We start from the raw sequence: 24,539 nt of genomic DNA on the forward strand, positions 1-24,539 counted from the left end.
GTATAATGTGACCGACTCAACTCAAAAAAGTGGTTTAGTTTGGTTATGGCTAAGTCTACTGCTCTTTGCAGTAGACTATGTTACCAAAGCTGCAGTAATGGATAGTATGAAACTTTATGAGTCAATCGAGTTGCTGCCATTTTTTAATTTTACCTACATGCACAACTACGGTGCTGCGTTTAGTTTTTTAAGTGAAGCGGGTGGGTGGCAACGTTGGTTTTTAAGTTTTATTGCAGTGGCAATTAGTGCGTTATTGCTGTTTTGGCTACGCAAATTACCGGCAAATAACTGGGTTTTGTGTGGTGCTTACTCATTAGTTTTGGCTGGTGCGATAGGAAATTTGGTCGATAGGCTTGTCCATGGTTACGTGATTGACTTTTTACATTTTTACTACCAAAACTGGCATTATCCGGCGTTCAATATTGCTGATATGGCAATTGTAGGTGGTGCTGGTCTATTATTATTTGATGCCTTTAAAGGTGATTCTTCTCAGGAGAAAAAAGCATGAGTGAACAAGTGATAGGGTCTCAGTCTGAGGTGCTTTTTCATTTTTCGATAAAGCTTGAGGATGGCTCTGCTGCTGATTCGACTAAAGTGCATAATAAGCCTGCAAAGTTATTTATGGGCGATGGCAGCTTGACTGAAAACTTTGAAAAATGTTTATTGGGTTTGGTTGTTGGTGACAGTAAGTCATTTGACTTAGAGCCTGACGATGCGTTTGGTCAACCAAACCCAGATAATATTTATTATGTTGACCGTAGTAAATTCGGAGCTGATACACCCGCAGAGGTTGGCAGTATCATTGCATTTACTCAACCAGATGGTACCGATTTGCCTGGGCTTGTACGTGAAGTGGCTGGCGAGTCAGTCACTGTTGACTTTAATCACCCGCTGGCAGGTCAAAAGGTGACGTTTGAAGTTGATATTCTTGAGGTAAGCAACTAATGGATATCTTACTAGCCAACCCAAGAGGTTTTTGTGCAGGTGTAGACCGTGCAATAAGCATCGTGGAGCGTGCACTAGATATTTTTGAAAGCCCGATATATGTCCGCCATGAGGTTGTTCACAATAAATATGTTGTGAATGGCCTGAAAGCGCGTGGTGCTGTATTTGTGGAAGAGTTACATCAGGTACCAGACGATAGCATTGTTATTTTTAGTGCACATGGTGTGTCTCAGCAAGTGCGTCAAGAAGCAAAACGACGTGAGCTTAAGGTATTTGACGCAACGTGCCCGTTAGTGACTAAAGTTCATATGGAAGTAACACGAGCGAGTCGTAAGGGCACAGAGTGTATCTTGATAGGCCACCACGGTCACCCAGAAGTCGAGGGCACTATGGGGCAGTATGCCAATGATGATGGTGGTATTTACCTTGTAGAGACACCAGAAGATGTGAACGCATTAGAGATAAAAGATCCGAGCAATGTATTTTATTGTAGTCAGACTACTTTGTCAGTGGATGACACTGCGGATGTGATTGATGCACTGAGGTGTAAATTTCCTGATATACATGGCCCGCGTAAAGATGATATTTGTTACGCAACTCAAAATCGCCAAGATGCAGTGCGAGATTTAGCTGATAAAGTTGATGTGTTACTGGTTGTTGGTGCAAAAAACAGCTCAAACTCAAATCGCTTACGTGAACTTGCGGATAAAATGGGTACGATTTCATACTTGATTGATGATGCGAGCAGTATGAGTGAAAGCTGGTTTGATAACATTAACAGTGTGGGTGTCACTGCGGGGGCATCAGCACCAGAGGTCTTAGTTCAGCAGGTTATTACACGTTTGAAAGAACTTGGGGGGGAAACTGTCATTGAGAACCCAGGTGAAGAAGAAAATGTTGTATTTGCTGTGCCGATTGAATTGCGTTAACTAAGCATGCAGCCATGTTTAAGTCACCTGATTTAACCAATGGATTGCTCCCTGCTATAGTCACTGAACGGGGTGTACTGGCTATGCTAGTCGCCTCGCAGACTCTGGCATTATTACTGGCCTTTTCTCCTATGAGTTATGAATCTATTTGGGTTCGGCTGGGCATAATAAGTTTATTTGTTCACTGCGTAAGTGCCATTGGCTTTACTGTACTTTCGTTGCTACAGCATTACTTAAATAGATATTCAGGTATTTTCGAATACAGCGTTATTGTCATCGTATTCCAAGTAATCACTTTCCTATTAAGCTTAGGTGTTGCCGTATTTGAGGTGACATCCGCAGAGTTTCTTGATTGGCCTTTTATCGCCAAGAATAGTGCAATTTGTCTATTTGTTACTTTTTTATTTTTGCATTTCATGGCTATTTTTCGCGATAAAATTACCACGTATGCTACTTTATCTAGATTAGAACTTGATGCTTTACATGCTAGGATCAGACCGCATTTCTTTTACAATAGTTTAAATACGATTGCAGAACTTACACAACAAGACTCAGACTTCGCTGAGCAAGCAGTATTAACGCTCGCAAATTTATCGCAATGGGCTATGCATCCTAATAAACTAGTTCCGCTTACTGAAGAACTTGCATTATCAAAGAAGTATATTGAACTTGAGCGGTGGCGTTTTGGTAATAAAATGTCAGTAGATTGGTCTCTTCCATCTACTATACCCGATATTTTGGTGCCAGTTTTAACAGTTCAACCCTTAGTTGAAAATGCAATAAATTATGGTGTTGAAGGACTTATCGCCGGCGGTGAAATAAGCATTTCAGTTGAAGCATTCGACCATGCTGTAAAAGTTACCATCAGTAATACGATAGGTACTGATGTTTCTAAACATAAAGGGCAAGGTATGGCACAACGCAATATAAAAGAACGCCTTGTTTTGCATTACGGTCCAGAGGCAAAGCTCGAAATAAAACAAGCAAATAAGCGTTATTTTGCCTCTCTAACTCTTCCTCTACAGGTGAAGCTGTGAAGTATTTAATTGCAGATGATGAACCACTAGCGCGACAAAGAGCCAAAAGGCTAATGGGTAATCTTTCTGGCTTTGATTGCTGCGGTATGGCGGAGCATGGAGCGCAAGTGTTAGAGCTTGTGAATCAAGAAAACCCGGATGTACTATTGCTTGATATTGATATGCCAGGGTTGAGTGGTTTAGAGGTGGCTCAGCGCTTAAGTCATTCGAATCACAATATTAAGATTGTTTTTGTAACGGCTCATCCTGAATTTGCATTAGATGCGTTTCACGTGTTTGCATCAGGCTTTCTGGTAAAGCCTGTACAGTTTGAACAGTTAGAAGCTGTTATGTCTCGATTTTATTCTCCGAAAATCCAATATCAACTGGCAGGACAAACCCGTTCGGTGGATGTTGCTCAGATAATGGTTGCCAAAGCGGAAGATAAGTACACCCATATTTGGTTTGAAGGAGGGGAGGCAGTTATTGATGAAAGTCTTAAAAGCTTACTAGCGACTTATCCTCAAGCGTTTATTCAGATACATCGAAATACATTAGTACGGCGCAATGCAATTGAATCCCTGAGATCATCATCATCTGGGTTGTTACTAAAATTAAAAGGATTTTCTGAGCTTTTACCTGTAAGCCGACGCGCAGCAAAAGACCTTAAAGGCCTCATCTAACGGTTGTTAACCTGTCATGTTCCTTTGCGGTTTTTAGTATCAGCCAAGATTAAATACACTTCCTCCCTCGTTTTATAGTCGCCTGCTTCATAGGCAATCCGTTCATCTGAGATTTTGACCGTTCAGAGAATTGGTTATTGAGTTACGTTTAGAATATTTTATTCTTAATATAGCAAAGATTTTCACCTGAGGTTTTTTAATGGCCCCCTCTTACAGCCGTCAAAATGGTTTTACGCTATTGGAAGTACTGATTGCATTTATGGTACTGAGTTTTGGGTTATTGGGCGCGGTAGCGCTGCAAGCAAAAGCCAAACAAGCGAGTTTCGATTCTATGCAGCGAGCGGCAGCCGTCGCGTTAGCAAATGATATTATGCAGAGGATCAGAGTCAATGATTCAGTGCAATTGTCGAGTAATTATAAGTTAACATTCACAAGCCAGACCCCATTAAATGCGCAACGACGTTGTTTTGGTGCGCAGTGTTCGAGTGCAGCAATTGCTGCGCTAGATTTAGAGCAATGGAAATTAGCGATTAGGGCGAGAGAGAATACCGGTACCTTGGATGACACGACGGTGTGTATTAATCCTCAGTCATCGGCAGGGACCCAAGGTCGAGGTTTTGATGTTGAAGTGATTGTGTCATGGCGCGGCAGACAAAAAATAAAGGCAACGGATGAAACTAAAGCGATAAACTGCGGCACAAATGATGATCAACGTCGACTGGTTGTGCTGAATAGCTTTGTTTTTGCGAGGGGGATTTAATGAAAAAGAATGGGTTTTCTCTGCTTGAGTTAATGATATCTATGTTCATTGGGGTATTGATTTTAGGAGGGGTTATTGCCACCTATATTAGTATGAAGGTGACGACTCGGGATACGATGGCGATTGGTGAAATGCAAGAAACGGGTCGGTTAGCTTTGTCTATTTTACAACGAGATATTGAGCAAGTTGGCTTTTGGGGGACTTTTTACGATGAAGGGTTTACCGAAGAAAATGTCGAAAGTGTGTCAAACCCAAGCAACGATTGCTTTGGGGGGTTAAATAATGGCAGCTTTCCGGATGAAACGCCGACGAATTTTAGGCCTGTTTACGCAGAGGTGTCAGATGGGTCTAATGTATTAGATTGTATTGCTAGTAGTGTAAAAAATACTGATGTTATTCAACTAAAATTGTTAGAAGGAAATCCTGTTGTTTTTAATGGAGGGGTAGCTCAGGGGGTTGATAAGAATAGATTCTATTTTATCTCAGACCAAGAGCGAGCTGAGTTTGTTTCCGGTGCCAATACCATTAATTTACCGACTGTAAATTCAACAGTTTGGCCATACAGCCATCATGTTTACTATCTATCAACTGAGACAATAACGATTAATAATATCGAGCGAGACATCCCCACTTTACAACGCTTACGATTAACTCGAACGGGAATGTATCAAGAAACAGTCATGGAAGGCATTGAAGATTTTCGACTGGTTTTTGGGCTAGATACCAACGGCGATTTTCGGGTTGATACTTATCGAAGTACGCCTGATATGACAGCATCAAACTGGGAAAATGATGACGGTATTTTAACTGTACAAATTTACCTCTTGGTACGAGCGTTGGAGCCCGATCCAGGTTTACAGCTAAATAGTCGGACTTATACGTTAGGCTTTGATGCTGACCGCAGAACACATACGTTTTCTGATTATTATCGACGTACCGTTTTTTCTACCACTATCAGGCTTAATGGGACTATGGCATGGCGAATATAAAGAACCAAAATGGCATTGTATTGGTAACCGCGATGATCATGATTGTTGCAGTGACGGCAGTGGCTGTGACCTTAATGAGCAGTAGCAGCATTGATTTAAAAATTACCAATGCAGCACAAGAGCGAGAACAAGCTGAGAACTTACTGGTTGGAGAGGTACAGAGGGTTATTCTAGAAGAGGGGAATCGCAATAGTCAGAGTCGTTTCTTGATGTCAGTTAATCAACTTGAATTAGCCGAGAATAATACATTTGATGGGATGCATGGCACGGATAATGTCATGCGAGGCTTAAATAACGGCCCAAAAGAATTGGACTGCCCTCGGTCATTTAAATATACCAAAGGCATTGTTTGTAACTTAACTGAGATCAGCACGACAGTAGAATATGGTACACGAGCAAAGCATCGGCTTACAGTTGTGGTGGGTGTTGGCCAGCAGATGATCAGTGCGAGCGCGGGGAAATAATATGAAAAATATGATGCTAATTTTATTGCTTGGCTGCGTGGCAACATTTCAATCAATAGCCGAAGATATAGAGCTTTACGTAAAACATAATATAGAGGTAGATGAAAAGCCTCGGGTGATGATTATTTTTGATACCTCAGGCAGCATGGCGTTTTCAAGCCAAACAGGTCGCAGTTGTGGTTACAACTATTATCGCGGTCGATATAATTTATGCTCGGATAGTCGCCTAGGTGTGGCCAAAAGCGCGATTACTGATTTAGTCAACGATAATTCGGATATTGAATTTGGCCTAATGCGCTTTAATGGGGGAAGCGGTGGGTATGTTTTAGCTGGTATAGGTTCCAGTCAATCAACGATTAAGTCACAAATCGGTAATTTAGTTGCTAATGGCTCTACGCCTTTAAGTGAGACATTGTGGGAAGCGTATTTATATCTAACGGGTGATAAACGAGACTACTCTGTGAATGTTGGGGGACGAGACACTAGTATTGAAAATGGGGATAGCTATATCTCACCATTTCATCGAAATGCAGGGGATCCTGAACGGTGTGATAACTCCGTTAATATTATTGTGATGACAGATGGTGACCCCTCAGGAGATACGGGTAGAAATGAAAGTATTAAAAACTTGTATCGTGCTAACTTTGGAGTTGCGGCGCCGATTAGTAATAATTATATGCCAGCCTTAGCTCGGTCAATTCATGGTAACGGTGATGACTTTGATATTTACGATGGTGATGAAACTAATAATCATAAAGGGCGAGTATATACCATTGGTTTCGGTACGGGTATGAGCCCTAGCGGTGAGAGTATTCTTGAAGAAACGGCTGAGCTAGGGGGAGGGCAATATTTACAAGCAAATACCTCTTCTCAACTATCAGCGGCATTCGAATCAGTTACAAATAGTATTCGTCAAGAAGCAGACAGCTTTGCATTGCCTGTTGCTGCAAATACAGGTAATCAAACCAAAAGCAGCGACTCTTTGTATTACACGATGTTTTTACCTGAGACTCATACACGGTGGAAAGGCAATTTAAAAAAACTCAAAGTGCAGGATAATAAATTGTTAGTTGATATGGCGGGAAAAGCAGCAATCGATAGTGATGGGAAAATAGATCAAAATGCGACAACATTCTGGTCTGAGCCTGGTTCAAAAGATGGCAATGCGGTTGATAAAGGCGGTGTAAATTATCAATTGAGTCGACAAAATACCCGTAAAATTTACTCTGATTTTGGTGATGCAGCATTACATGACTTTACATATGCGGAAGCGCTTCGCCAGTATGGCAATGATATTGATACATTTGCAGACAAAATGAATGCATCTTCAACGGAGTTGTCTAGCATCATGCAGTGGGCGACAGGTATTGATGTTGATGATGAAGATAATGACGGCAATGATAATGAGCGTCGAGAGACGATTTTTGGTGACCCATTACACTCAAAAGTGGTGTCTATCAATTATGGAACCGAGGCTAATCCAAATGTTCGACTTTTGATTGGCACCAACGCCGGCTTTTTGCACATGTTTAAAGATGAAGGCAATACGATGACCGAAAGCTGGGCTTTTATTCCGGAAAGTTTGCTACCAGTGCTTAAAGCGCAAAAAAATAATCAAGAAGACACCAAGTTATATGGGGTAGATGGAGAATCTACACTTTATCATGATGATAGAGATGGTGATAACCTCGTGTCATCCGGAGACAAAGTTTGGTTGTTTTTTGGCCTTCGTCGTGGTGGTAATCAATATTACGCTTTAGATATTACCAACCCAGATTCGCCAAATATGATGTGGGGCGGGCCAATCACGGGTGGAACCGGTGACTTTGCAAAGCTCGGTCAGACTTGGGCCAAGCCTCTAGTCACACATATAGAAAATCAAGGTGATGATCCTGTTGTGATATTTACCGCAGGATACGATACCAATAAAGACAATACTTCTAAAAGTAATGATTCAATAGGGGAAGGGCTTTTTATTGTTAAGGCTGAAACAGGGGATCTAATTTGGGCGTTAACACGTGACAAGGGTTTTAAAGGTCGCCATAGCATCGTGGGTGGGGTTGCCGCATTAGACTCAAACTATGATGGTTTTGATGATCGTTTATACATGGCAGATACCGGCGGTGGTGTATGGCGAGTAGATATGCCAGGTGCTGACCCAACGGACTCAGATAAGCCGTGGACGCACTTTAGATTGGCTCTGCTCGCAGGTAACTCGGTATCAACTGACAGGCGTTTTTATCATGCCCCAGTAGTCGCGAGAACCTATTTTAGTAAGGTGTCAGTTACAGAAACCAGCAATGGTGACCTTAAAACACGAAAAGATACACCTTATGAAGCCATTTTAGTTGGTTCGGGTAATCGAACTCGCCCATCATCGACAGGCACCGTTGATTTCTTATTTATGATAAGAGATGAAAATTCAGTAACGAAATCTTTTGAGGGAGATGATATTCCGGAGGCGATTAAAGTAAAGGATTTATTAAATGTCACAAATGATCCTTTCTCGAAGCGGCTGAATAATTATGAACGATTTACCGACTTAGAAGGGAAGTTAGGTACCTTCCATGGCTGGAAATACCGCTTGGGCTCATCTGAAAAGTCTTTATCTGAAGCTTCGGTTGCCGGAGGCGTGGCTTATTTTACATCGTTTACACCTCCAACCACAGCAACCAAGTGTAAAGTAGAGGCAGGAGCCGGCAAACTTTATGCGTTTCACTTACATTATGGTACCAAAGTTTATAATAATGTGAGCTTTGATACGCAAACTGCTGTACCTGAAGCTCCTCAGCCTTACTTCACCTGTGAAAAACCAACAGGGGTTTCAAGCTCAGATTCAAACTATTGCAGAGCCGTAGTGAGAATGATAGGGCCAGCCATTGCCTCGGGTGATGATAGTGAAGACTTTGGACCAGCATCGGGAGTGCCGTTTATTACACCTGAAGTGAAGGGGGATGGCGCGCCGATCACCATCGATGGCAAGGTCGTGTTAACAGCCGCACCATTGAATTTTGGTTTGCAAACACAGCAATTATATATTTATAAAAGGGAAGAACATGATGAGAAATAGCGCAAAATGGCAACAAGGTTTTACCTTGATAGAAGTATTGATTGTGGTTGCGATTATCGGGATTTTGGTAGCAATTGCCATTCCGAACTATGAACGCTATGCAAAAAGAGCTGCACGTGCCGATGCCATGGTAATTTTATTGGATGCAGCGAATAAACAAGAACAATTCTTTGTTGATAATCGGCAGTATACAACAGACTTAGAAGACATTGGTGTACCTGCTGTTAGTGAAAATGGTTACTTCTCTATTGCGGCGACAGTCAATAATAGTACGTTCATTATTACTGCAACCGCAGAGGGGGGCCCTGTCAGTTCTGATTCAGTATGTACAACATTGACAATAAATGAGCTAGGGCTGAAAGGAAATACCGGCTCGGGCTCCGCAGATGAGTGTTGGGAACGATAAATTAGTCATTTGCATTTATCGGTTGCTCTTAATCTAGAGCGGCCAGCCAAGCTCAAAGTCAGCTCAAGTCCGACTTGCTTACCTGACTTTCTTTCGATGCAGTATACAAATGTGCCATTTGTGAAGCCTTTTATACTGCCATTAGGTTTAAAAACAATAGCGCGGCGTGGGTATGTGAAGTTATGGGGATGCTTAATAGCATCAATAATAATAAGTCGTTTGTCATTTTGACCAAATATACGTAAATCTTGATTATCGATGAAAACGGTAAGCGGTTTATGCCACTGTTTCGGTTGGCATTTGTTATTGATGAGAGGGCATATCGTGATATTTTTATCTAAGACCATGGCCTGACTTCGTGCGAATGTGAGTGTTTTTTTCACTAGACGCAAGTGCTGTTCGGGTAGGTGGTTAGATAATATCTCTGAGTAACTGGCCAAAGAAAGTAGGGATAAAATACTCATAATAGCCACTGTTATAAGCATCTCTATCATGGTAAACGCATAACTATTTTGTCTCTTTAAGGTATCCATCCATGGATCTCCATATCGTCTTTTGTGACACACCAATATTCCTAAAACCCATTTCAGTAAATTAAATGGTGTATTGGTGGTGTAAAAAATTATTCATGCTGATTAATTACATATCGATGTTTTCCGGTTACTAAGGTATTTATTTGCCGTAAAATTTGATCGTTCTTTTAATGTAATTGATATAATTTTAGTAAAAAGCGAGAAGACGTCAATGTAGTTCATGCCCACACTACACACCTTAGGCTACAATTTATTTCTTATTGTATTAAGAGCAGTTTTGGTCAACATCACCGGTGTAAAAAGCATTACCAGACAAAGCCAATTTGAGTGCTTTGCTTTTTCCGTCTCCACCCGCGGGGCAATATATAAAACTGCCAACGGTAGAGGTTACTCTGCCACTGCTATCAAAACGAATACTGCTTGAACCACTGAATGTCAATTTATCACCATCAGGCAACATGTCGATTGCTCTTAGTAAAGTATCATTGTTGTTAAAGGCACCGTTATTATCTGCGTCAATAAACACAATAACATTGTTATTCGACCAGTTATTCTCACATGACATATTGCTACGAGCAGCCAGCCTAGAAGGGTTGACAGGGCAAGCAATGACAATTTCATCACTGGTTGTTGCCTTTGCCCTGGCAAATGAAATCGTTCTTTTTAAATCGAGCAGAAATGCTTCTGAACGATTATTTTGTGCGAGGTTATTGCTACCTGATAATGCAATAGCGGCAAGTATTCCTAAGATAGCGATTGCGATCAATAATTCGATCAAGGTGAAGCCACGTATATTTCTCATTGTATACTCCAAGCCTAAAGACAGCGGTTCATACTTTAGTTTTACTCATTATGACGTTGTTTTTTGTTCAGATCCAATCTCTTTGTTTGCTAACGGTTTTAGGATTGACTAAAATCGACACACTGCCAATGGAAAACTAAAGAATCATGAAGAAAATAGAAGCAATAATAAAGCCATTTAAATTAGATGATGTAAGAGAAGCATTATCAGATATTAGTATTACCGGTATGACTGTCTGTGAAGTAAAGGGGTTTGGCCGTCAAAAAGGACATACAGAGCTGTACCGTGGTGCTGAATACATGGTTGATTTTCTGCCTAAAGTTAAGCTCGACATTGTATTAGCAGATGAAGACGTCGATAGGGCTATTGATGTTATTCTCAAGACGGCGCAAACAGGTAAAATAGGTGATGGAAAAATATTTGTGACTGATGTTGAGCGCGTAGTACGTATTCGTACTGGTGAAGAAGACGAAGAAGCGATTTAAATGGGGTTGGTTCTAAACTAAAAAGCCGCATTAATATTGCGGCTTTTTGTTATTCAAAAAGAAGTTAACGCTTGTTTAGGGCTCTAGTTTGCTTAGCATGCTCACTTAAATCACGTAATCCCAGTTTGTCATAACTTTTTTCCATGATCATAAGGGCTTCATTGAGGTAGCTACTTTGAGAGTAATGCTCAACAACATATTTTCCACGGTTAGCAGCCGCAAGGAACGCTTCACGTTCAAAGTAATATTCAGCCACTTTTATTTCGTATCGAGCCATTCTATTTAACAACCAACCGAGACGCTTCTTAGCTTCTGGTATATAAGGGCTACTCGGATAGCTTTTTACCAGTGTAGATAAGTCTTGAAAAGCAACTCTAGTGCGACTTGCATCGCGGTCAGCTCGGTCAACACCAAAGTATTCTTGGAACGCATTTTTATCCGCTTTAATATTTACCAAGCCACGCATGTAATACATGTAGTCTAAGTTTTTATGGTTTGGGTTTAAGCGAATAAAACGGTCGATAGTGGCAAGCGCCTGTTCTGTATTGCCTGTTTGATAATGTGCAAACACTAAATCCATCTGTACTTGGCGTGAATAAGGGCCAAATGGGTAGCGAGAGTTGATAGCACTTAATAGTTCAATGGCTCTAGCATAAAGTCCGGAGTCTAATGTTTGTTTTGCGTCATCATATAATGCTTGCGCTGATTTATTTGGTACGCGTTCGATATCTTCTTGTTCTGGTGCGGACGAACATGCCGCTAATCCTAAAAATGAGGCGCTTACTACGATAGCAAAGGCGCGCTTCCCTAAGTTCATTATCATTTTATTTTACTACCTTTGTTGTCTTCGGCTAGGCCAAGTGGGCAAAACCGAGTAAACTATGCAATTATGCGATTCTAACCCAGTCGAGCAAAGCTTGCACTGGTAATTTAGGTAAAGTTACAGATGTCAGAGCAAATTTCTCTTCAAGCTGAAGTCCCTACTGAGCTAGGTGGTAAACGTCTAGACCAAATTTTGGCGCAATTGTTCCCCGATTTTTCACGTTCAAGAATAAAAACTTGGATTTTGGATGATAAAATCACCGTTGATGGTGAAGTATTTAATACGCCTAGAGAAAAGTTACTAGGTGGTGAAGTGGTGGCTATTGAAACGCTTATTGAAGCACCTCGTGAATATGAGGCACAAGATATCCCGTTAAATATTGTTTATGAAGATGATGATATTTTAGTGATCAATAAATCGATGGGCTTAGTTGTGCATCCTGGTGCGGGCAACCCTGATGGGACTGTATTAAACGCACTACTGCATCATCACCCTGATATTATTAATGTGCCTCGTGCAGGTATTGTGCATCGTCTAGATAAAGATACGACAGGCTTGATGGTGGTAGCAAAAACAATTCAAGCACAAACTCATTTGGTAAAGAACTTACAGGCGCGTGAAAACTTTACCCGTGAGTATGAAGCTTTATGTAATGGCACAATGACCGCGGGTGGCATGGTTGAAAAGCCGATAGGTCGTCATGCAACTAAGCGTACACATATGGCTATTCATGAAATGGGTAAACCGGCAATCACGCATTACCGTGTTGCTGAGAAGTTTAGAGCGCACACGCGTTTACGTTTACGACTAGAAACGGGTCGTACCCACCAAATTCGTGTTCACATGGCGCATTTAAATCATCCTCTCATTGGCGATCAACTTTACGGTGGCCGACCACGCCCACCACGTAATGCCACACCTGAGTTATTTGCTCAACTAAGAGACTTCAAACGCCAAGCACTGCATGCGATCAAATTGAGTATTGCTCACCCAATTACAGGTGAAATTATGACATGGGAAGCGCCTATTCCTGATGACATGCAAATAGTCACTGAAGCGTTACGCGCAGATACAAAAGAAAATCCCGATTTGGCATTGTAGTTTTTGCTGTGATCCTTCCTAATTGGCCTATTCAAGATAAAGTTGGTGCATTATCAACCACACGATGTGGTGGTGCATCGACTGGGCCATTCCTAGGTTTTAACCTAGGGTATCATGTGGGTGATGACCATGATGCTGTTATAAAAAATCATCAAGCGCTTAGTGCTTATCTACCTGCTAAAGCCATTTGGCTTGAACAAATACACGGTAACAGTGTATTTGTCGCAAATGAAAAAAAGCCAGTTACGCCATGGCCGCAAGCCGATGCTTTGTATACTAACGCTCGTTTGCAGCCGCTTGCTATTATGACCGCTGATTGCTTACCTATATTATTAGCAAGCAAATGCGGTGGAGAAGTTGCTGCCGTGCATGGCGGGTGGCGACCTTTGGCTGCTGGTATATTGGCGAATACGTTAGCGAAGTTTCATTGTAACCCGAGTGATATTTTTGCTTGGTTAGGCCCAGCTATCGGCCCTACAGCGTTTGAGGTTGGCCCTGAAGTTGTTACGCAATTTTGTGATTTAGATAGCGCACATTGTAGCGACTTTGTTGAACAAAATACGGGTAAATATTTGGCCGATATATTCGCGATTGCGACTCGTCAGTTAGCCGAATTAGGCGTGACTAAGGTGTATACTGATAAACTATGTACAGTCACTGACTCTCAACATTTTTTCTCTTATCGACGTGATGGTCAAACAGGTCGTATGGCCAGTGTGATCTGGCGTAATTAATCCGAAGAGTTTTCAGCTTTTTGACTTGAACATTTCACAAATCATACCCATTTAATAACAAGTTATAGTTATAAATAGGTATATACCTTATGCGTTTGGACCGATTTACCAGTAAATTTCAAGCAGCACTTTCTGATGCCCAATCATTGGCTTTGGGCCGAGACCATCAATTTATTGAACCTGTGCATTTGATGTATGCCTTGTTGCAGCAAACAGGTTCAAGTGTACGTGCACTGCTAGCGCAAGCTGGGATTAGTGCTGATGAGTTGAATACCAAATTATCTCAAGCCATTGAGAAAGTATTTAAAGTTGAAGGCATTGGTGGAGACGTTCAGTTATCACATAATTTAATTGGTTTGATCAACTTATGTGATAAGTACGCACAAAAGCGTAAAGATAAATATATATCAAGCGAACTATTTGTTTTTTCAGCGTGCGAAGACAAAGCTGACTTAGGCGAAATCTTCAAGGCACTGAATATTACTCAACCTAAAATCGAGGCGGCAATAAAAGCTATTCGAGGCGGTCAAAAGGTTGATAACCCAAATGCAGAAGAAACACGTCAAGCGCTGGAAAAGTACACTGTTGATTTAACCGAGCGTGCCGAACAAGGGAAGTTAGATCCCGTTATCGGCAGAGATGATGAGATTCGGCGTACGATTCAGGTTTTACAACGTAGAACTAAAAATAACCCTGTTTTAATTGGTGAGCCTGGGGTCGGTAAAACAGCCATAGTTGAAGGGCTGGCACAACGAATTATCAATGGCGAGGTCCCTGAAGGATTGAAGAATAAACGTGTTCTTTCGCTTGATCTAGGTGCATTGGTAGCAGGGGCAAAGTACCGAGGTGAGTTTGAAGAGCGTTTGAAATCTGTTCTCAACGAGCTATCAAAGGAAGAAGGCCAAGTTATTTTATTTATTGATGAAATACATACGATGGTTGGCGCTGGAAAAACAGACGGGGCAATGGATGCAGGCAATATGCTTAAACCCGCTTTGGCGCGCGGAGAACTACACTGTGTGGGAGCAACCACTCTTGATGAATATCGCCAATATATTGAAAAAGATGCCGCATTGGAGCGCCGTTTTCAGAAAGTATTTGTCAGTGAGCCAAATGTGGAAGACACCATCGCAATATTGCGAGGGTTAAAAGAGCGGTACGAGTTACATCATTCTGTTGATATCACCGACCCAGCAATTGTTGCAGCGGCCAACTTGTCACATCGTTATATTTCTGATCGCCAATTGCCAGATAAAGCAATTGATTTGATTGATGAGGCTGGGAGCTCTATACGCCTACAAATTGACTCAAAGCCTGAACAGTTGGATAAGTTAGAGCGTCGGATCATTCAGCTTAAACTCGAAGATAATGCATTGGCTAAAGAAAAAGATGAAGCGAGCCAAAAGCGTCGTTCACAGATGCAAACGTTAATATCTGAACTGGAAGGGGAGTATCGAGAGTTAGATGAAGTTTGGAATGCTGAAAAAGCGTCATTGCAGGGTACACAAGTTATAAAAGCTGAGTTGGAACAAAGCCGCTTAGATTTAGAAGTTGCCAGACGTGCAAGTGACTTGCAGCGCATGTCAGAATTGCAATACGGCCGAATTCCCGAATTAGAACGCAAACTTGATTTAGCATCACAAGCGGAAATGCAAGAAATGAACTTGCTTAAAAATCAAGTTGGTGAAGATGAAATCGCAGAAATATTATCGCGTTGGACAGGGATCCCCGTGGCAAAAATGCTACAAGGTGAACGAGAAAAACTACTCGCAATGGAAGATGAGTTACACGACAAAGTAATTGGTCAAGATGAAGCTGTTCATGCGGTCTCCAATGCGATTCGTCGCTCTAGGGCTGGATTGGCCGATCCTAATCGACCTATTGGTTCATTTTTATTTTTAGGACCAACAGGCGTTGGTAAAACGGAGCTGACCAAAGCATTGGCACACTTTATGTTCGATACTGAAGATGCCATGGTCCGAATAGATATGTCAGAATTTATGGAGAAGCACTCGGTGGCACGACTCGTCGGAGCGCCTCCTGGGTACGTAGGCTATGAAGAAGGCGGATATTTAACTGAGGCGGTAAGACGTCGTCCATATTCAGTTGTATTGCTCGATGAAGTTGAAAAAGCACATCCAGACGTATTTAATATATTGCTGCAAGTATTAGACGATGGTCGATTGACTGACGGCCAAGGTCGTACGGTGGATTTTAAGAATACTGTGATCATCATGACCTCAAATTTGGGCTCAGATATTGTTCAAGAGCAAGCAAGTAACAATGATTATGTGGGTCTAAAAAAACGGGTCATGAATGAACTCGCAACGCAATTTAGACCTGAATTTATTAATAGAATCGACGAAACCGTGGTGTTTCATCCATTGATCACAGAGCACATAAAGAAAATAGCATCGATACAGCTCACTAAACTGACTGCAAGGTTACATGAAAAAGGTTTCCAGTTTGACTTGACCAAAGATGCTTTGGAAAAAATTGCCCAAAGTGGCTTCGATCCCGTATTTGGCGCTCGCCCTTTAAAACGGGCTATTCAACAGTATATTGAAAATCCATTAGCACAAAGGTTGTTATCTGGTGAGTTTGTCAGTGGCGATAGTATTGTGGTTGATGTTCAAAATGAAGAAATTGTTTTTCTAAAATAAGTAACTCTAGGTTTTCTCTAACGTGTTGAACGGCGTAATAATATAATGTTATTACGCCGCTTGTGATCTAGAAAGTTGTTATGTCTTTATACCTTAAATGTTAGGAGCATACCATTGACCTTCTCTGCGCTATTGACCAGTTTTGCGGCATCTTCAGCGACTTTATAGCTTAACTGTAAATTCTCTTCACCATGATTGCTGATGGTATTAATATTGGTATTAATGTCAGTACTCACAGCTTGTTGTTGCTCAGCCGCCGCGGAAATCTCGAGCGCAGAGTTGGCAATGTCAGTTATTTGATTATAAATAGTTTCCAGCGCTTCTTGGCTTGCTTGGCTCGCTTGTACACAGTTGTCAGCTCGGTCTTTGGTCGATTGCATGACTTTTGACCAGTTGTGTAATGTATCTTGGATTTCTTTAATCGAGTTATAAATATGGCTGGTGGCATTTTGTGTACGTGATGAAAGTGCGCGTACTTCATCTGCGACAACAGCAAATCCTCGGCCATGTTCGCCTGCGCGTGCGGCTTCAATGGCTGCATTTAATGCGAGTAAATTTGTTTGTTCAGCAATTCCTTCGATTTCGGTCATGACTTGGCCAATTTTATCAGCTTCATTTGCGAGTGTAGTTGCTGTTTGCGCTGCTTCATCAACTTGGTTGGCCAAAGAGCTCACCATACTGGCATTATCAGTCATGGTCGCTTTGATATCATTGCAATGTGCTTGAGTTGTATCGACCTTTGTGGCAGTTTCACTGGTGCTATGAGATATTTCGCCAATTGTTACACTCATTTGAGACATCGCGGTGGCCATAGAGCTCAACCGTTGGCTTTGTGCTTTTATTCCTTGCTCGGTATGACTGGATTTTTCATCTAAGCTGGTGGCAATACCCTTAAAGGTAATGGTGGAATCTTGCATTCGACCGAGCACAGTGCGTAACTTGGCCTGCAGCATACCTTGGTTGTATTTTGCAATGCTAAAAGGGGCATGCCCATCGTAAATATACCGAGAGACGGAATCAAATTCAGCACGTTGTTTGGCCAATTGGGCGGGTGTAACTATAAGCTCATCGTAGTTTATAAAGAGCAATGATAAGAGTAATACACTGGTAATGATTGCGCTAAGCCACCCCGCTTGTAAGGTAAGCAAAATAAGGCTCGATAAAATCGCAAATATACTGATAGTTTGTCGCACTCCGATGTTTTCACGCCAATGCCATACCTGTTTACCCGCATTGATGGCCGTGTATAAGCGTTGTGCCCGTTGCTTTAATTGTTCAGAAGGTTTGACGCGCACAGATTGGTAGCCGACCAATTGGCCTCGTTCAAAAATCGGAGTGACAAAAGCATCGACCCAATAATAGCGACCATCTTTACAACGATTTTTTACGACTCCCCGCCATGAATGCCCCTCTTTGAGTTTTTCCCACAGTTCTTTAAATGCTGCTTTGGGCATATCAGGGTGGCGCACTATGTTGTGATTTTTCCCTACGAGTTCATCCTCAGAAAACCCAGAGATAGCGCAAAAAGCTTCATTTGCGTACGTTGTTACGCCTCTTAAATCTGTTGTTGATACGAGTTGCTGAGAGTCGTCAAATGTGACCTCTTCATTCGTGATTGATTGCCCTCGACGCATGTTTTTCTCCATAGGGAATACACAGAAATTATGTTAGATTATAGCCAGTTATAACAATAGGTAAAAGTTAGGAATAACAATGAATGAGACAACCCAAACCTATGGCGTATACCAATTTGGTAACGCAGATGCTTTAACCAATATTTCACAGACTCTATCACATCTTGGTGCGGAAGATGTTCGAATTAAGGTGATCAGCAGCAGTGTTAATCCAATTGACGTAAAAACGCGGATGGGGTTAGGCTTTGTGGCTAAAAATAAAGCACCTGAGGCGTTCATGGCTTTAGGGTATGATGTATTTGGTGTGGTTGAGAATGTTGGTAAAAATGTCTCTGACGTTCAGGTTGGCCAGCACATTATTGCTATGGCAGGGTTTGCTCATTCGCCTGGGTGTTATTCGACTCATGTTCATGCTAATCAAAGTGAGTTAATTGTTGTTGGTGCGCAAGAAAACCCACGGATTGCCGGTCTATGTTTGGCAGGTTTGACAGCGTGGCAGGCATTACAGAAACTTATGCATCATAAAGACAAGCCATTGTTTATTAATGCGTCAACGGGTGGGGTAGGCCATTTAGCGATTCAAATTGCGAAAATGCTAGACTTTGATGTTGTGGCGCTGAGTGCTCGTGCTTCTCATCAGTTATTACAGGCGCTTGATGTCAGTGTTATGAGTTACGACACGTTTTATGACAGTGCGCAGCATAACTGTTCCTTGCTCGATTTAGTCGGCGGCGAATGTGGTTTGCAATTACTAGAGCATATAAAGAAGGGCAATTCAGTTGTAACGGTACCTACTTTGTCAAAAGATGTGATGTGCACTAAAGCAGAGAGTCTTGGTATTAACGCAAGTGGTATTGTTGTTAGCGCTAATAGAGCGGACTTAAAAGCGCTATATAGTGCATATCAAACTGGAGAGATTCGAGTGCATGAAGATAAAACATTTTGTTTAGACGATATATCTGGGGCCCATAGTTATATGGAGCAAGGTAACTATTGCGGAAAAATTATAATTACCGCTTGAGTATTTACACAATTGACCCCATTGAGATGACATTGCCCGTATTGGCTTGAGGATACCTTTTTGATTACTACAGAACTTAAAACACGATTAGACACTTTATCTCAGCCTAAGCATAAGCATGCAATTAAAGGCATAAAACGAGGCATTGAGCGCGAGGCGCTAAGAATTAAAGCAAGTGGCAAAATAGCTCAAACTTCGCACCCAGAGGGAGCGGGTCACCCGCTAACGCATAATAGTATTACGACAGATTTCTCTGAATCATTACTCGAGTTTATTACACCTGCTGGCGAAAATGCAGAAGAGACGTTGGCACAACTTCGCGACTTGCAAAAGTTCACTTTAGAGCATATGGGCGATGAGCTGTTGTGGCCGATGAGTATGCCGTGTTTTATTAACGATGAAAATGACATAGCCTTGGCGCAATTCGGCAACTCTAATATTGGCCGTATGAAAACATTGTATCGCGAAGGGTTAAAAAATCGCTACGGTAGTATGATGCAAGCCATTGCTGGCGTGCATTTTAATATGTCGTTTCCAGACTCATTATGGCAAAGCTTACAAGAGCTCCATGATGACAAGCAGCCCAAACAAGCATTTATCTCGGAACAGTACCTTGGTTTGATCCGCAACTTTAAGCGAGAAATGTGGCTTGTGAGCTATTTATTTGGTGCATCACCTTCTTTGTGTAGCTCTTTCTTACAAGGTAATGACAGTGCTTTACCATTTGAAAAAATTGGTAAAGGTACGTTATATCTTGAACATGGCACGGCATTGCGCCTTGGCGATCTTGGTTATACGAATAGTGCCCAATCGTCATTGAAAGTGACGTATAACAATTTAGATGAGTATATTGCGGGTTTACGTTCAGCAATTCATTGTCACTCAGACTTATACGGTGAGTTAACTGATTACAAAAGTGATAACCCAAAACAGTTAAATAAAAATATTCTGCAAATAGAGAATGAATTTTACTCACCTGTTAGGCCAAAGCGCAACAGCGAAAGTGGTGAAACACCTTCTCAAGCATTAGCGAAAGGCGGCATTGAGTACATTGAGATCAGAGCGCTTGATGTTAACCCTTTTGCTGATACCGGTATTGATATTGAGCAGATCCGATTTTTAGATGTATTTTTGACGTATTGCTTATTGAAAGCATCACCAGAAATGGATTGGGATGAACAGCAACTAACGCAGGTCAATTTACAAAATGTGGTGAATCAAGGTAGAAATCCAGATTTGGTGTTGAAACAAGCATCGCACACAGTGAACATTACTAAATGGGCGACGCAAATATTTACGGATCTTGCGGCGGTTGCAAAGTACATGGACAGCGCGTGTGACACGTTAGATTACTCTAATACAATTGCAAAGTTGAGCGCTTGGGTGACAGATAGTTCGCTTACGTATTCAGGTAGATTAATTGGGCTATTGAAAAGTGAACAACAAGATGCTGGTGTGATGGCGCTGTCGCTTGCACACACATATAAAGCAGCGTCAAAGCAGCAGCCGTATAGTGTTTATAACGAACAAATGCTGCTCAATGAGGCAGCTAAATCTAAAGAAAAAGAGCAAGCAGTCAGTAACGATGACCAGTTGTCTTTTAGTGCTTTTTTAGATGATTATTTTTCCAAAGCGTAGGCAAAAAAAAGCGTAGCTCAAAGGGCTACGCAAATATAAATCAGGGATGAAACAATGCTAAACTACTGCATTCATAAGGTAAGACTTAGCCATTTCAAAAAAGTTCCAAATTAAAATAAATAAATTCATTATTTAACATACGTAACCTTTGTGTGTGTTTGATAGTCTTAATATTTGTTTTTGTTGTATAAAAATTTTCTGTGCAATAGATTAATTCCCCCAATATTTTTTATATTAACAATTACAGGTTATTTTTGTCGTATTAACTTTGCGCATTTACTTCGTTGTCCCTATAAAGTAAAATCCCGTCCCCTAAAAAATCACGTTTCAAATACAGTTTTTGTATAAAGAGAGTCACGTATGTTACCGCAATGTATCGCCAGAGCACGCAAGTGCTTGTATTTATTTGATAATAGATGGGCCGTAAATCTAGCTTCATTTAAGGAAAGTGTTAATGTTTAGAGTGTTAACATTGAGTGGGTTTTTGCTCTTTTCACACATTGCATTTGCAATACAATCACCTTCATTGAATGTGTCAAACACCTCTATTTATGCAGGGGATACAATTCAGCTTTCTTGGTCAAAACCAGCAAGTACAGCGTACTTTCATTTATGGGTGGTTAAGCCCGGACACGGCGCATTAGCGTTTAGAAGAAATTATACGGGTACATCATTTAGTCGGTGGATCCAAAACTTCCCGGGAACCCATACATTTTATGTTGAAGCCTGTGATGGTAAAGGGGCTTGTGCAACTTCAAATAGTGTTGGTGTGCGTATGTCTGAGCGAACGGCTCCATCAGCACCCACTATAGTAGGGCCTGCTTATCATGAGTATCGGGGCACGTATAGTTATTGGTGGAATAACCCCGGTGGAGATGTTAGCTCATATCAAGTTGAAAAAAGCTGGAAACCTGATAGAACGGGTAATGCTTCAGTTAACACGGTAACATACAGTGGCACGAGTTACTCTGAAACCTTCACAGAGCCAGGTACTTATGTGGCAAAGGTACGTGCTTGTAATAGTGTTGGCTGTAGTGGTTGGAGTAATAATGAGGTCAATATTATTCGTCCTCATTGGAAACCAAACCAAACGGTCGCCAATGGACCCAGTTCTTCATCAACAGGCCAGTTTCAGTTAACCTGGTCGAAACCATGGGGACATGGTATTAATAACTACATAGTTGAACGCGCCGCTAATGGTGGTGGTTTTGGGGTTGTGCAATCTGGTGCAAGTATGAGTATGCATCAGTCATTATCAAATGGTACCTATACCTATCGCATTAATGTGTGTAATGAAGATAATGTGTGTTCTGATTTTGGTCCAACAAAGCAAGTGGTTGTTGATATTCCGCCACCGCCGCCAAGTGCCCCGAGTGAACCAGATGTCGCCTGGGATTTATATCACCCACAAGGTGGCAGTATTCGAGTACATGTACCCTCTATTAGTGGTGCGACGTCATATACGATTTATAACGACACCACCACATCCGGCAGAGCCAAATCAATAAATGTAGGGACTGGTTGGACAACTGTTCCTGCTGTGGGGGTTGGGGCTAACTATATTCGAATTGCTGCATGTAATCGCTCAGGCTGCAGTGAAAGTGTGCCAAGACGAGTGGTTATTTTTAGTGCGCCACATTCAGTTGCACCTTCGATAGATAAATCGATTGCCAACAAAAACGACAGTGTGACTATTTCATGGGGTTTACCTGCAGGCACAATTTGGTCTGGTGCTTATTTTAAAGTGCACTGTAGAACACGTGCCCATGGGGATGTGTGTAATCAAACTATTCCCTATCAGGGCAGCTCGAAGCAAACCTCATTTTCCCATACGTTTACAGCCAGTCATGTTGCAGGGTATGACATACAAGTATTATCGTGTAATGAATCTGATAGTCATTGTAGTACAGGTGGAACAGGTACTGTACATGTGTTACCTCAAGTGCATGGGCACCCAAAATTCAATTTAGGCCATGATTTTTACTATCCAATAAATAGCGATATCCCATTAATATTATCGTCAGGAATAGATGGGGCAGATAGCTTTGCTGCGTCAGTTAATGGCAGTATAGTAAAATACCTTCCCGGATCTGGTATTGGGGCGATACGAATTGGCACGATAGGTAATCATCAACTAAGTATGCGTGCCTGTGTTACTGCGCCGTCAGGTAGCCGTCAATGTAGTGCAGACAGTGCGTCACAAAAAGTGGTTTTATTTAACCATAAACCGACTGCGGTCACGGTTGAACTGTCAAATAACACACCTGGTTTGGGTCAAGCAACCACATTAAAGTGGCGAGCACCTTCAGATATGATTTGGGAAAAGTCGTATTTTAAAGTGCATTGTGTGAATGGAGCTGGGGTTGATTTTTGTGGTAAACGCATTAACTACAGAGGCGATATGCCCGCTGACTTTACCGAGTCGTTAACGTTTAATAAGCATGGTACGTATTCAATCAGTGTAAAGGCATGTAATAAAACTACGGCTTACTGCAGTACTTCGAATACTTTACAGGCGAACTTGCTGCCTGCAGTACACGGAGACCCAGGATATAATGTCGGATGGGATTTTTATTACCCGCTTAATAGTGAAATAAAGGTTGCTATTCCACAGGCGATAGCTGGGGCAGAGAGCTTTGCTCTATATTATTATAAGAGGGATACGGCACCAGTTAAAATTGCGCAAGTGCCGGTGACGCAAAGCACCTACACAATCAAAGCTGATAAACTGGGTAAATATACCCTCCAGCTTGCATCATGCGTTGGTGTGGCAAACCCAATTTGTAGTGCACCGAGCATGAAGCGTGGGATTGATGTTTATACAACACCAGAATCTGTATTACCTAAGTTAAGCAAGTCACAGGTACGTACTTCAGAGAAGGTAACGTTAACATGGACTCGTCCTGCAGGCACAATTTATGAAAGCGCAACGTATAAAGTGGTATGTGCGCTTGAAGGCGACCCTGTTAATCATTGTTTGCCAGAAGAACCAATTCGCCAAATCGGTAAGCAAACAACCCATAGCTATGAGTTTAGATTAACCAAGTCAGGTGATTATAAAATCCGCGTGCAGTCATGTAATGACGCGCAGCACTGCAGCGCGCAAGGGTATGTTGCATTAAAAGTCATACAGTCGGATATACCTGTTCCCGTGGTTGATGCCCCTACACGTACTTTTTTGAATGCAAAAGAGCGCGTTAAATGGGCATTTTCCACGCCACCAAAAACGTCATTTGACACCACATTGTTTGTTAAAACCCCAGGTAGTACCGAGCGGGTTAAATTAGCGAGCCAAACACAAAACAAAGCTGGTGAATATACCTATTCATTTGATACAGCAGGCACTTACCATTTTTATGCCCAAGCATGTGGCGTGGTTGAAGACCTTAAAGGAATTGTTCCGATCGTCATGAATGATATATTCATTCCAATCACGAAGAATACAAGGTCTTCGGCGTTATGTAGTGAACTTGACGCGTCAGAAGTTATTGTTGAAGTGTCAAATGTCGAGTTTCTGTTAACCGTAAAACCTAACCTATTAGAGTGGCCTCAAGTCATAGGCGCAACCTCTTATGTGGTACAAATTGCAACCTGTGCACAACCTTGCACAGACACAAGCGGGTTAGTTTGGGAAACACTCGTGACGACAAACCAAGGTGTGCTAAGCCATGAGTATATGGCTAAACAGGGGGATATCTTTAGAGTTCAGGCATGTTTTAGTGCCAATGACTGTACCAGCTGGAGTGGCCCTACTTTGTATACGTCCAAAATTAAAAAGCAGGGCGTGATTTTTATACATACGGACTTATTGGGCAGCCCTGTGGCAGAGACTCAGGAGTAATT

General features: G+C 41.8%; 21 protein-coding genes. 17 read left to right on the plus strand and 4 right to left on the minus strand.

All coding sequences use genetic code 11. The features are described 5' to 3' along the window. Nucleotides 1-7 precede the first annotated feature (7 nt). The 10 genes from lspA (at nucleotide 8) to PAUR_RS05070 (ending at nucleotide 9,262) form a co-directional block, all read left to right on the plus strand. The gene (gene lspA / locus PAUR_RS05025; protein WP_192506723.1) at nucleotides 8-508 is read left to right on the plus strand and encodes a signal peptidase II; all 501 of its coding nucleotides are present in this window, start codon (nucleotides 8-10) and stop codon (nucleotides 506-508) included. After that, complete coding sequence (gene fkpB, locus PAUR_RS05030) at nucleotides 505-945, plus strand: FKBP-type peptidyl-prolyl cis-trans isomerase (protein ID WP_192506724.1); 441 nt, start codon at nucleotides 505-507, stop codon at nucleotides 943-945. Before lspA ends, fkpB begins: the two co-directional genes overlap by 4 nt. Continuing rightward, nucleotides 945-1,874, plus strand: a complete 930-nt coding sequence (gene ispH / locus PAUR_RS05035; protein ID WP_192506725.1) for a 4-hydroxy-3-methylbut-2-enyl diphosphate reductase — start codon at nucleotides 945-947, stop codon at nucleotides 1,872-1,874. Before fkpB ends, ispH begins: the two co-directional genes overlap by 1 nt. Before the next feature lie 14 nt (nucleotides 1,875-1,888). Then, complete coding sequence (locus PAUR_RS05040) at nucleotides 1,889-2,911, plus strand: sensor histidine kinase (protein WP_192506726.1); 1,023 nt, start codon at nucleotides 1,889-1,891, stop codon at nucleotides 2,909-2,911. After that, on the plus strand, nucleotides 2,908-3,573 hold the full coding sequence (locus PAUR_RS23895) for a LytR/AlgR family response regulator transcription factor (RefSeq protein ID WP_192506727.1): 666 nt from the start codon (nucleotides 2,908-2,910) through the stop codon (nucleotides 3,571-3,573). Before PAUR_RS05040 ends, PAUR_RS23895 begins: the two co-directional genes overlap by 4 nt. A gap of 199 nt (nucleotides 3,574-3,772) precedes the next feature. Then, nucleotides 3,773-4,333, plus strand: a complete 561-nt coding sequence (gene pilV / locus PAUR_RS05050; RefSeq protein WP_192506728.1) for a type IV pilus modification protein PilV — start codon at nucleotides 3,773-3,775, stop codon at nucleotides 4,331-4,333. Further along, entirely contained in the window at nucleotides 4,333-5,322 is a 990-nt protein-coding gene (locus PAUR_RS05055; RefSeq protein ID WP_192506729.1) for a PilW family protein, read from the plus strand. The genes pilV and PAUR_RS05055 overlap by 1 nt, the downstream gene beginning before the upstream one ends. Then, on the plus strand, nucleotides 5,310-5,786 hold the full coding sequence (locus PAUR_RS05060) for a pilus assembly protein PilX (RefSeq protein ID WP_192506730.1): 477 nt from the start codon (nucleotides 5,310-5,312) through the stop codon (nucleotides 5,784-5,786). Before PAUR_RS05055 ends, PAUR_RS05060 begins: the two co-directional genes overlap by 13 nt. 1 nt (nucleotide 5,787) lies before the next feature. Further along, complete coding sequence (locus tag PAUR_RS05065; RefSeq protein WP_192506731.1) at nucleotides 5,788-8,856, plus strand: pilus assembly protein; 3,069 nt, start codon at nucleotides 5,788-5,790, stop codon at nucleotides 8,854-8,856. Next, nucleotides 8,843-9,262, plus strand: coding sequence for a type IV pilin protein (locus PAUR_RS05070; protein ID WP_192506732.1), 420 nt, complete (start codon nucleotides 8,843-8,845; stop codon nucleotides 9,260-9,262). The genes PAUR_RS05065 and PAUR_RS05070 overlap by 14 nt, the downstream gene beginning before the upstream one ends. Nucleotides 9,263-9,267: 5 nt before the next feature. On the opposite strand, the gene PAUR_RS05075 is transcribed toward PAUR_RS05070, so the two are convergent. Then, a complete protein-coding gene (locus PAUR_RS05075; RefSeq protein ID WP_192508506.1) occupies nucleotides 9,268-9,795 on the minus strand; it encodes a GspH/FimT family protein in 528 nt (175 codons plus the stop codon). Nucleotides 9,796-10,060: 265 nt separating this feature from the next. After that, the gene (locus PAUR_RS05080) at nucleotides 10,061-10,597 is read right to left on the minus strand and encodes a GspH/FimT family pseudopilin (RefSeq protein WP_192506733.1); all 537 of its coding nucleotides are present in this window, start codon (nucleotides 10,595-10,597) and stop codon (nucleotides 10,061-10,063) included. A gap of 146 nt (nucleotides 10,598-10,743) precedes the next feature. Between PAUR_RS05080 and glnB the strand changes: the two genes are divergently transcribed. Next, nucleotides 10,744-11,082 (plus strand): nitrogen regulatory protein P-II, encoded by a 339-nt coding sequence (glnB, locus tag PAUR_RS05085; RefSeq protein WP_010362263.1) that lies wholly within the window; start codon nucleotides 10,744-10,746, stop codon nucleotides 11,080-11,082. A 64-nt stretch (nucleotides 11,083-11,146) separates the two neighbouring features. Here the strand turns inward: glnB and PAUR_RS05090 are convergent, their stop codons facing one another. Next, nucleotides 11,147-11,905, minus strand: a complete 759-nt coding sequence (locus PAUR_RS05090) for an outer membrane protein assembly factor BamD (RefSeq protein WP_192506734.1) — start codon at nucleotides 11,903-11,905, stop codon at nucleotides 11,147-11,149. Nucleotides 11,906-12,028: 123 nt separating this feature from the next. On the opposite strand from PAUR_RS05090, the gene rluD reads away from it, so the two are divergent. The 3 genes from rluD to clpB all read left to right on the plus strand — a co-directional run bounded on the left by rluD (nucleotide 12,029) and on the right by clpB (nucleotide 16,403). Next, the gene (gene rluD, locus PAUR_RS05095) at nucleotides 12,029-13,006 is read left to right on the plus strand and encodes a 23S rRNA pseudouridine(1911/1915/1917) synthase RluD (RefSeq protein ID WP_192506735.1); all 978 of its coding nucleotides are present in this window, start codon (nucleotides 12,029-12,031) and stop codon (nucleotides 13,004-13,006) included. 8 nt (nucleotides 13,007-13,014) lie between these two features. Continuing rightward, the gene (gene pgeF / locus PAUR_RS05100) at nucleotides 13,015-13,740 is read left to right on the plus strand and encodes a peptidoglycan editing factor PgeF (RefSeq protein WP_192506736.1); all 726 of its coding nucleotides are present in this window, start codon (nucleotides 13,015-13,017) and stop codon (nucleotides 13,738-13,740) included. 89 nt (nucleotides 13,741-13,829) lie between these two features. Then, entirely contained in the window at nucleotides 13,830-16,403 is a 2,574-nt protein-coding gene (gene clpB, locus PAUR_RS05105) for an ATP-dependent chaperone ClpB (RefSeq protein ID WP_192506737.1), read from the plus strand. A gap of 86 nt (nucleotides 16,404-16,489) precedes the next feature. Here the strand turns inward: clpB and PAUR_RS05110 are convergent, their stop codons facing one another. Beyond that, nucleotides 16,490-18,037: a methyl-accepting chemotaxis protein gene (locus PAUR_RS05110; RefSeq protein ID WP_192506738.1), complete on the minus strand. Its 1,548-nt coding sequence runs from the start codon at nucleotides 18,035-18,037 to the stop codon at nucleotides 16,490-16,492. Nucleotides 18,038-18,116: 79 nt separating this feature from the next. Between PAUR_RS05110 and PAUR_RS05115 the strand changes: the two genes are divergently transcribed. The 3 genes from PAUR_RS05115 (at nucleotide 18,117) to PAUR_RS05125 (ending at nucleotide 24,537) form a co-directional block, all read left to right on the plus strand. After that, nucleotides 18,117-19,058 (plus strand): NADP-dependent oxidoreductase, encoded by a 942-nt coding sequence (locus PAUR_RS05115; protein ID WP_192506739.1) that lies wholly within the window; start codon nucleotides 18,117-18,119, stop codon nucleotides 19,056-19,058. A gap of 60 nt (nucleotides 19,059-19,118) precedes the next feature. After that, nucleotides 19,119-20,696 (plus strand): glutamate--cysteine ligase, encoded by a 1,578-nt coding sequence (gene gshA, locus PAUR_RS05120; protein WP_192506740.1) that lies wholly within the window; start codon nucleotides 19,119-19,121, stop codon nucleotides 20,694-20,696. Nucleotides 20,697-21,150: 454 nt separating this feature from the next. Then, complete coding sequence (locus PAUR_RS05125; protein ID WP_192506741.1) at nucleotides 21,151-24,537, plus strand: fibronectin type III domain-containing protein; 3,387 nt, start codon at nucleotides 21,151-21,153, stop codon at nucleotides 24,535-24,537. Nucleotides 24,538-24,539 lie beyond the last annotated feature (2 nt).

It is taken from the genome of Pseudoalteromonas aurantia 208 (genome assembly GCF_014858725.1).
GTDB lineage: Bacteria > Pseudomonadota > Gammaproteobacteria > Enterobacterales > Alteromonadaceae > Pseudoalteromonas > Pseudoalteromonas aurantia.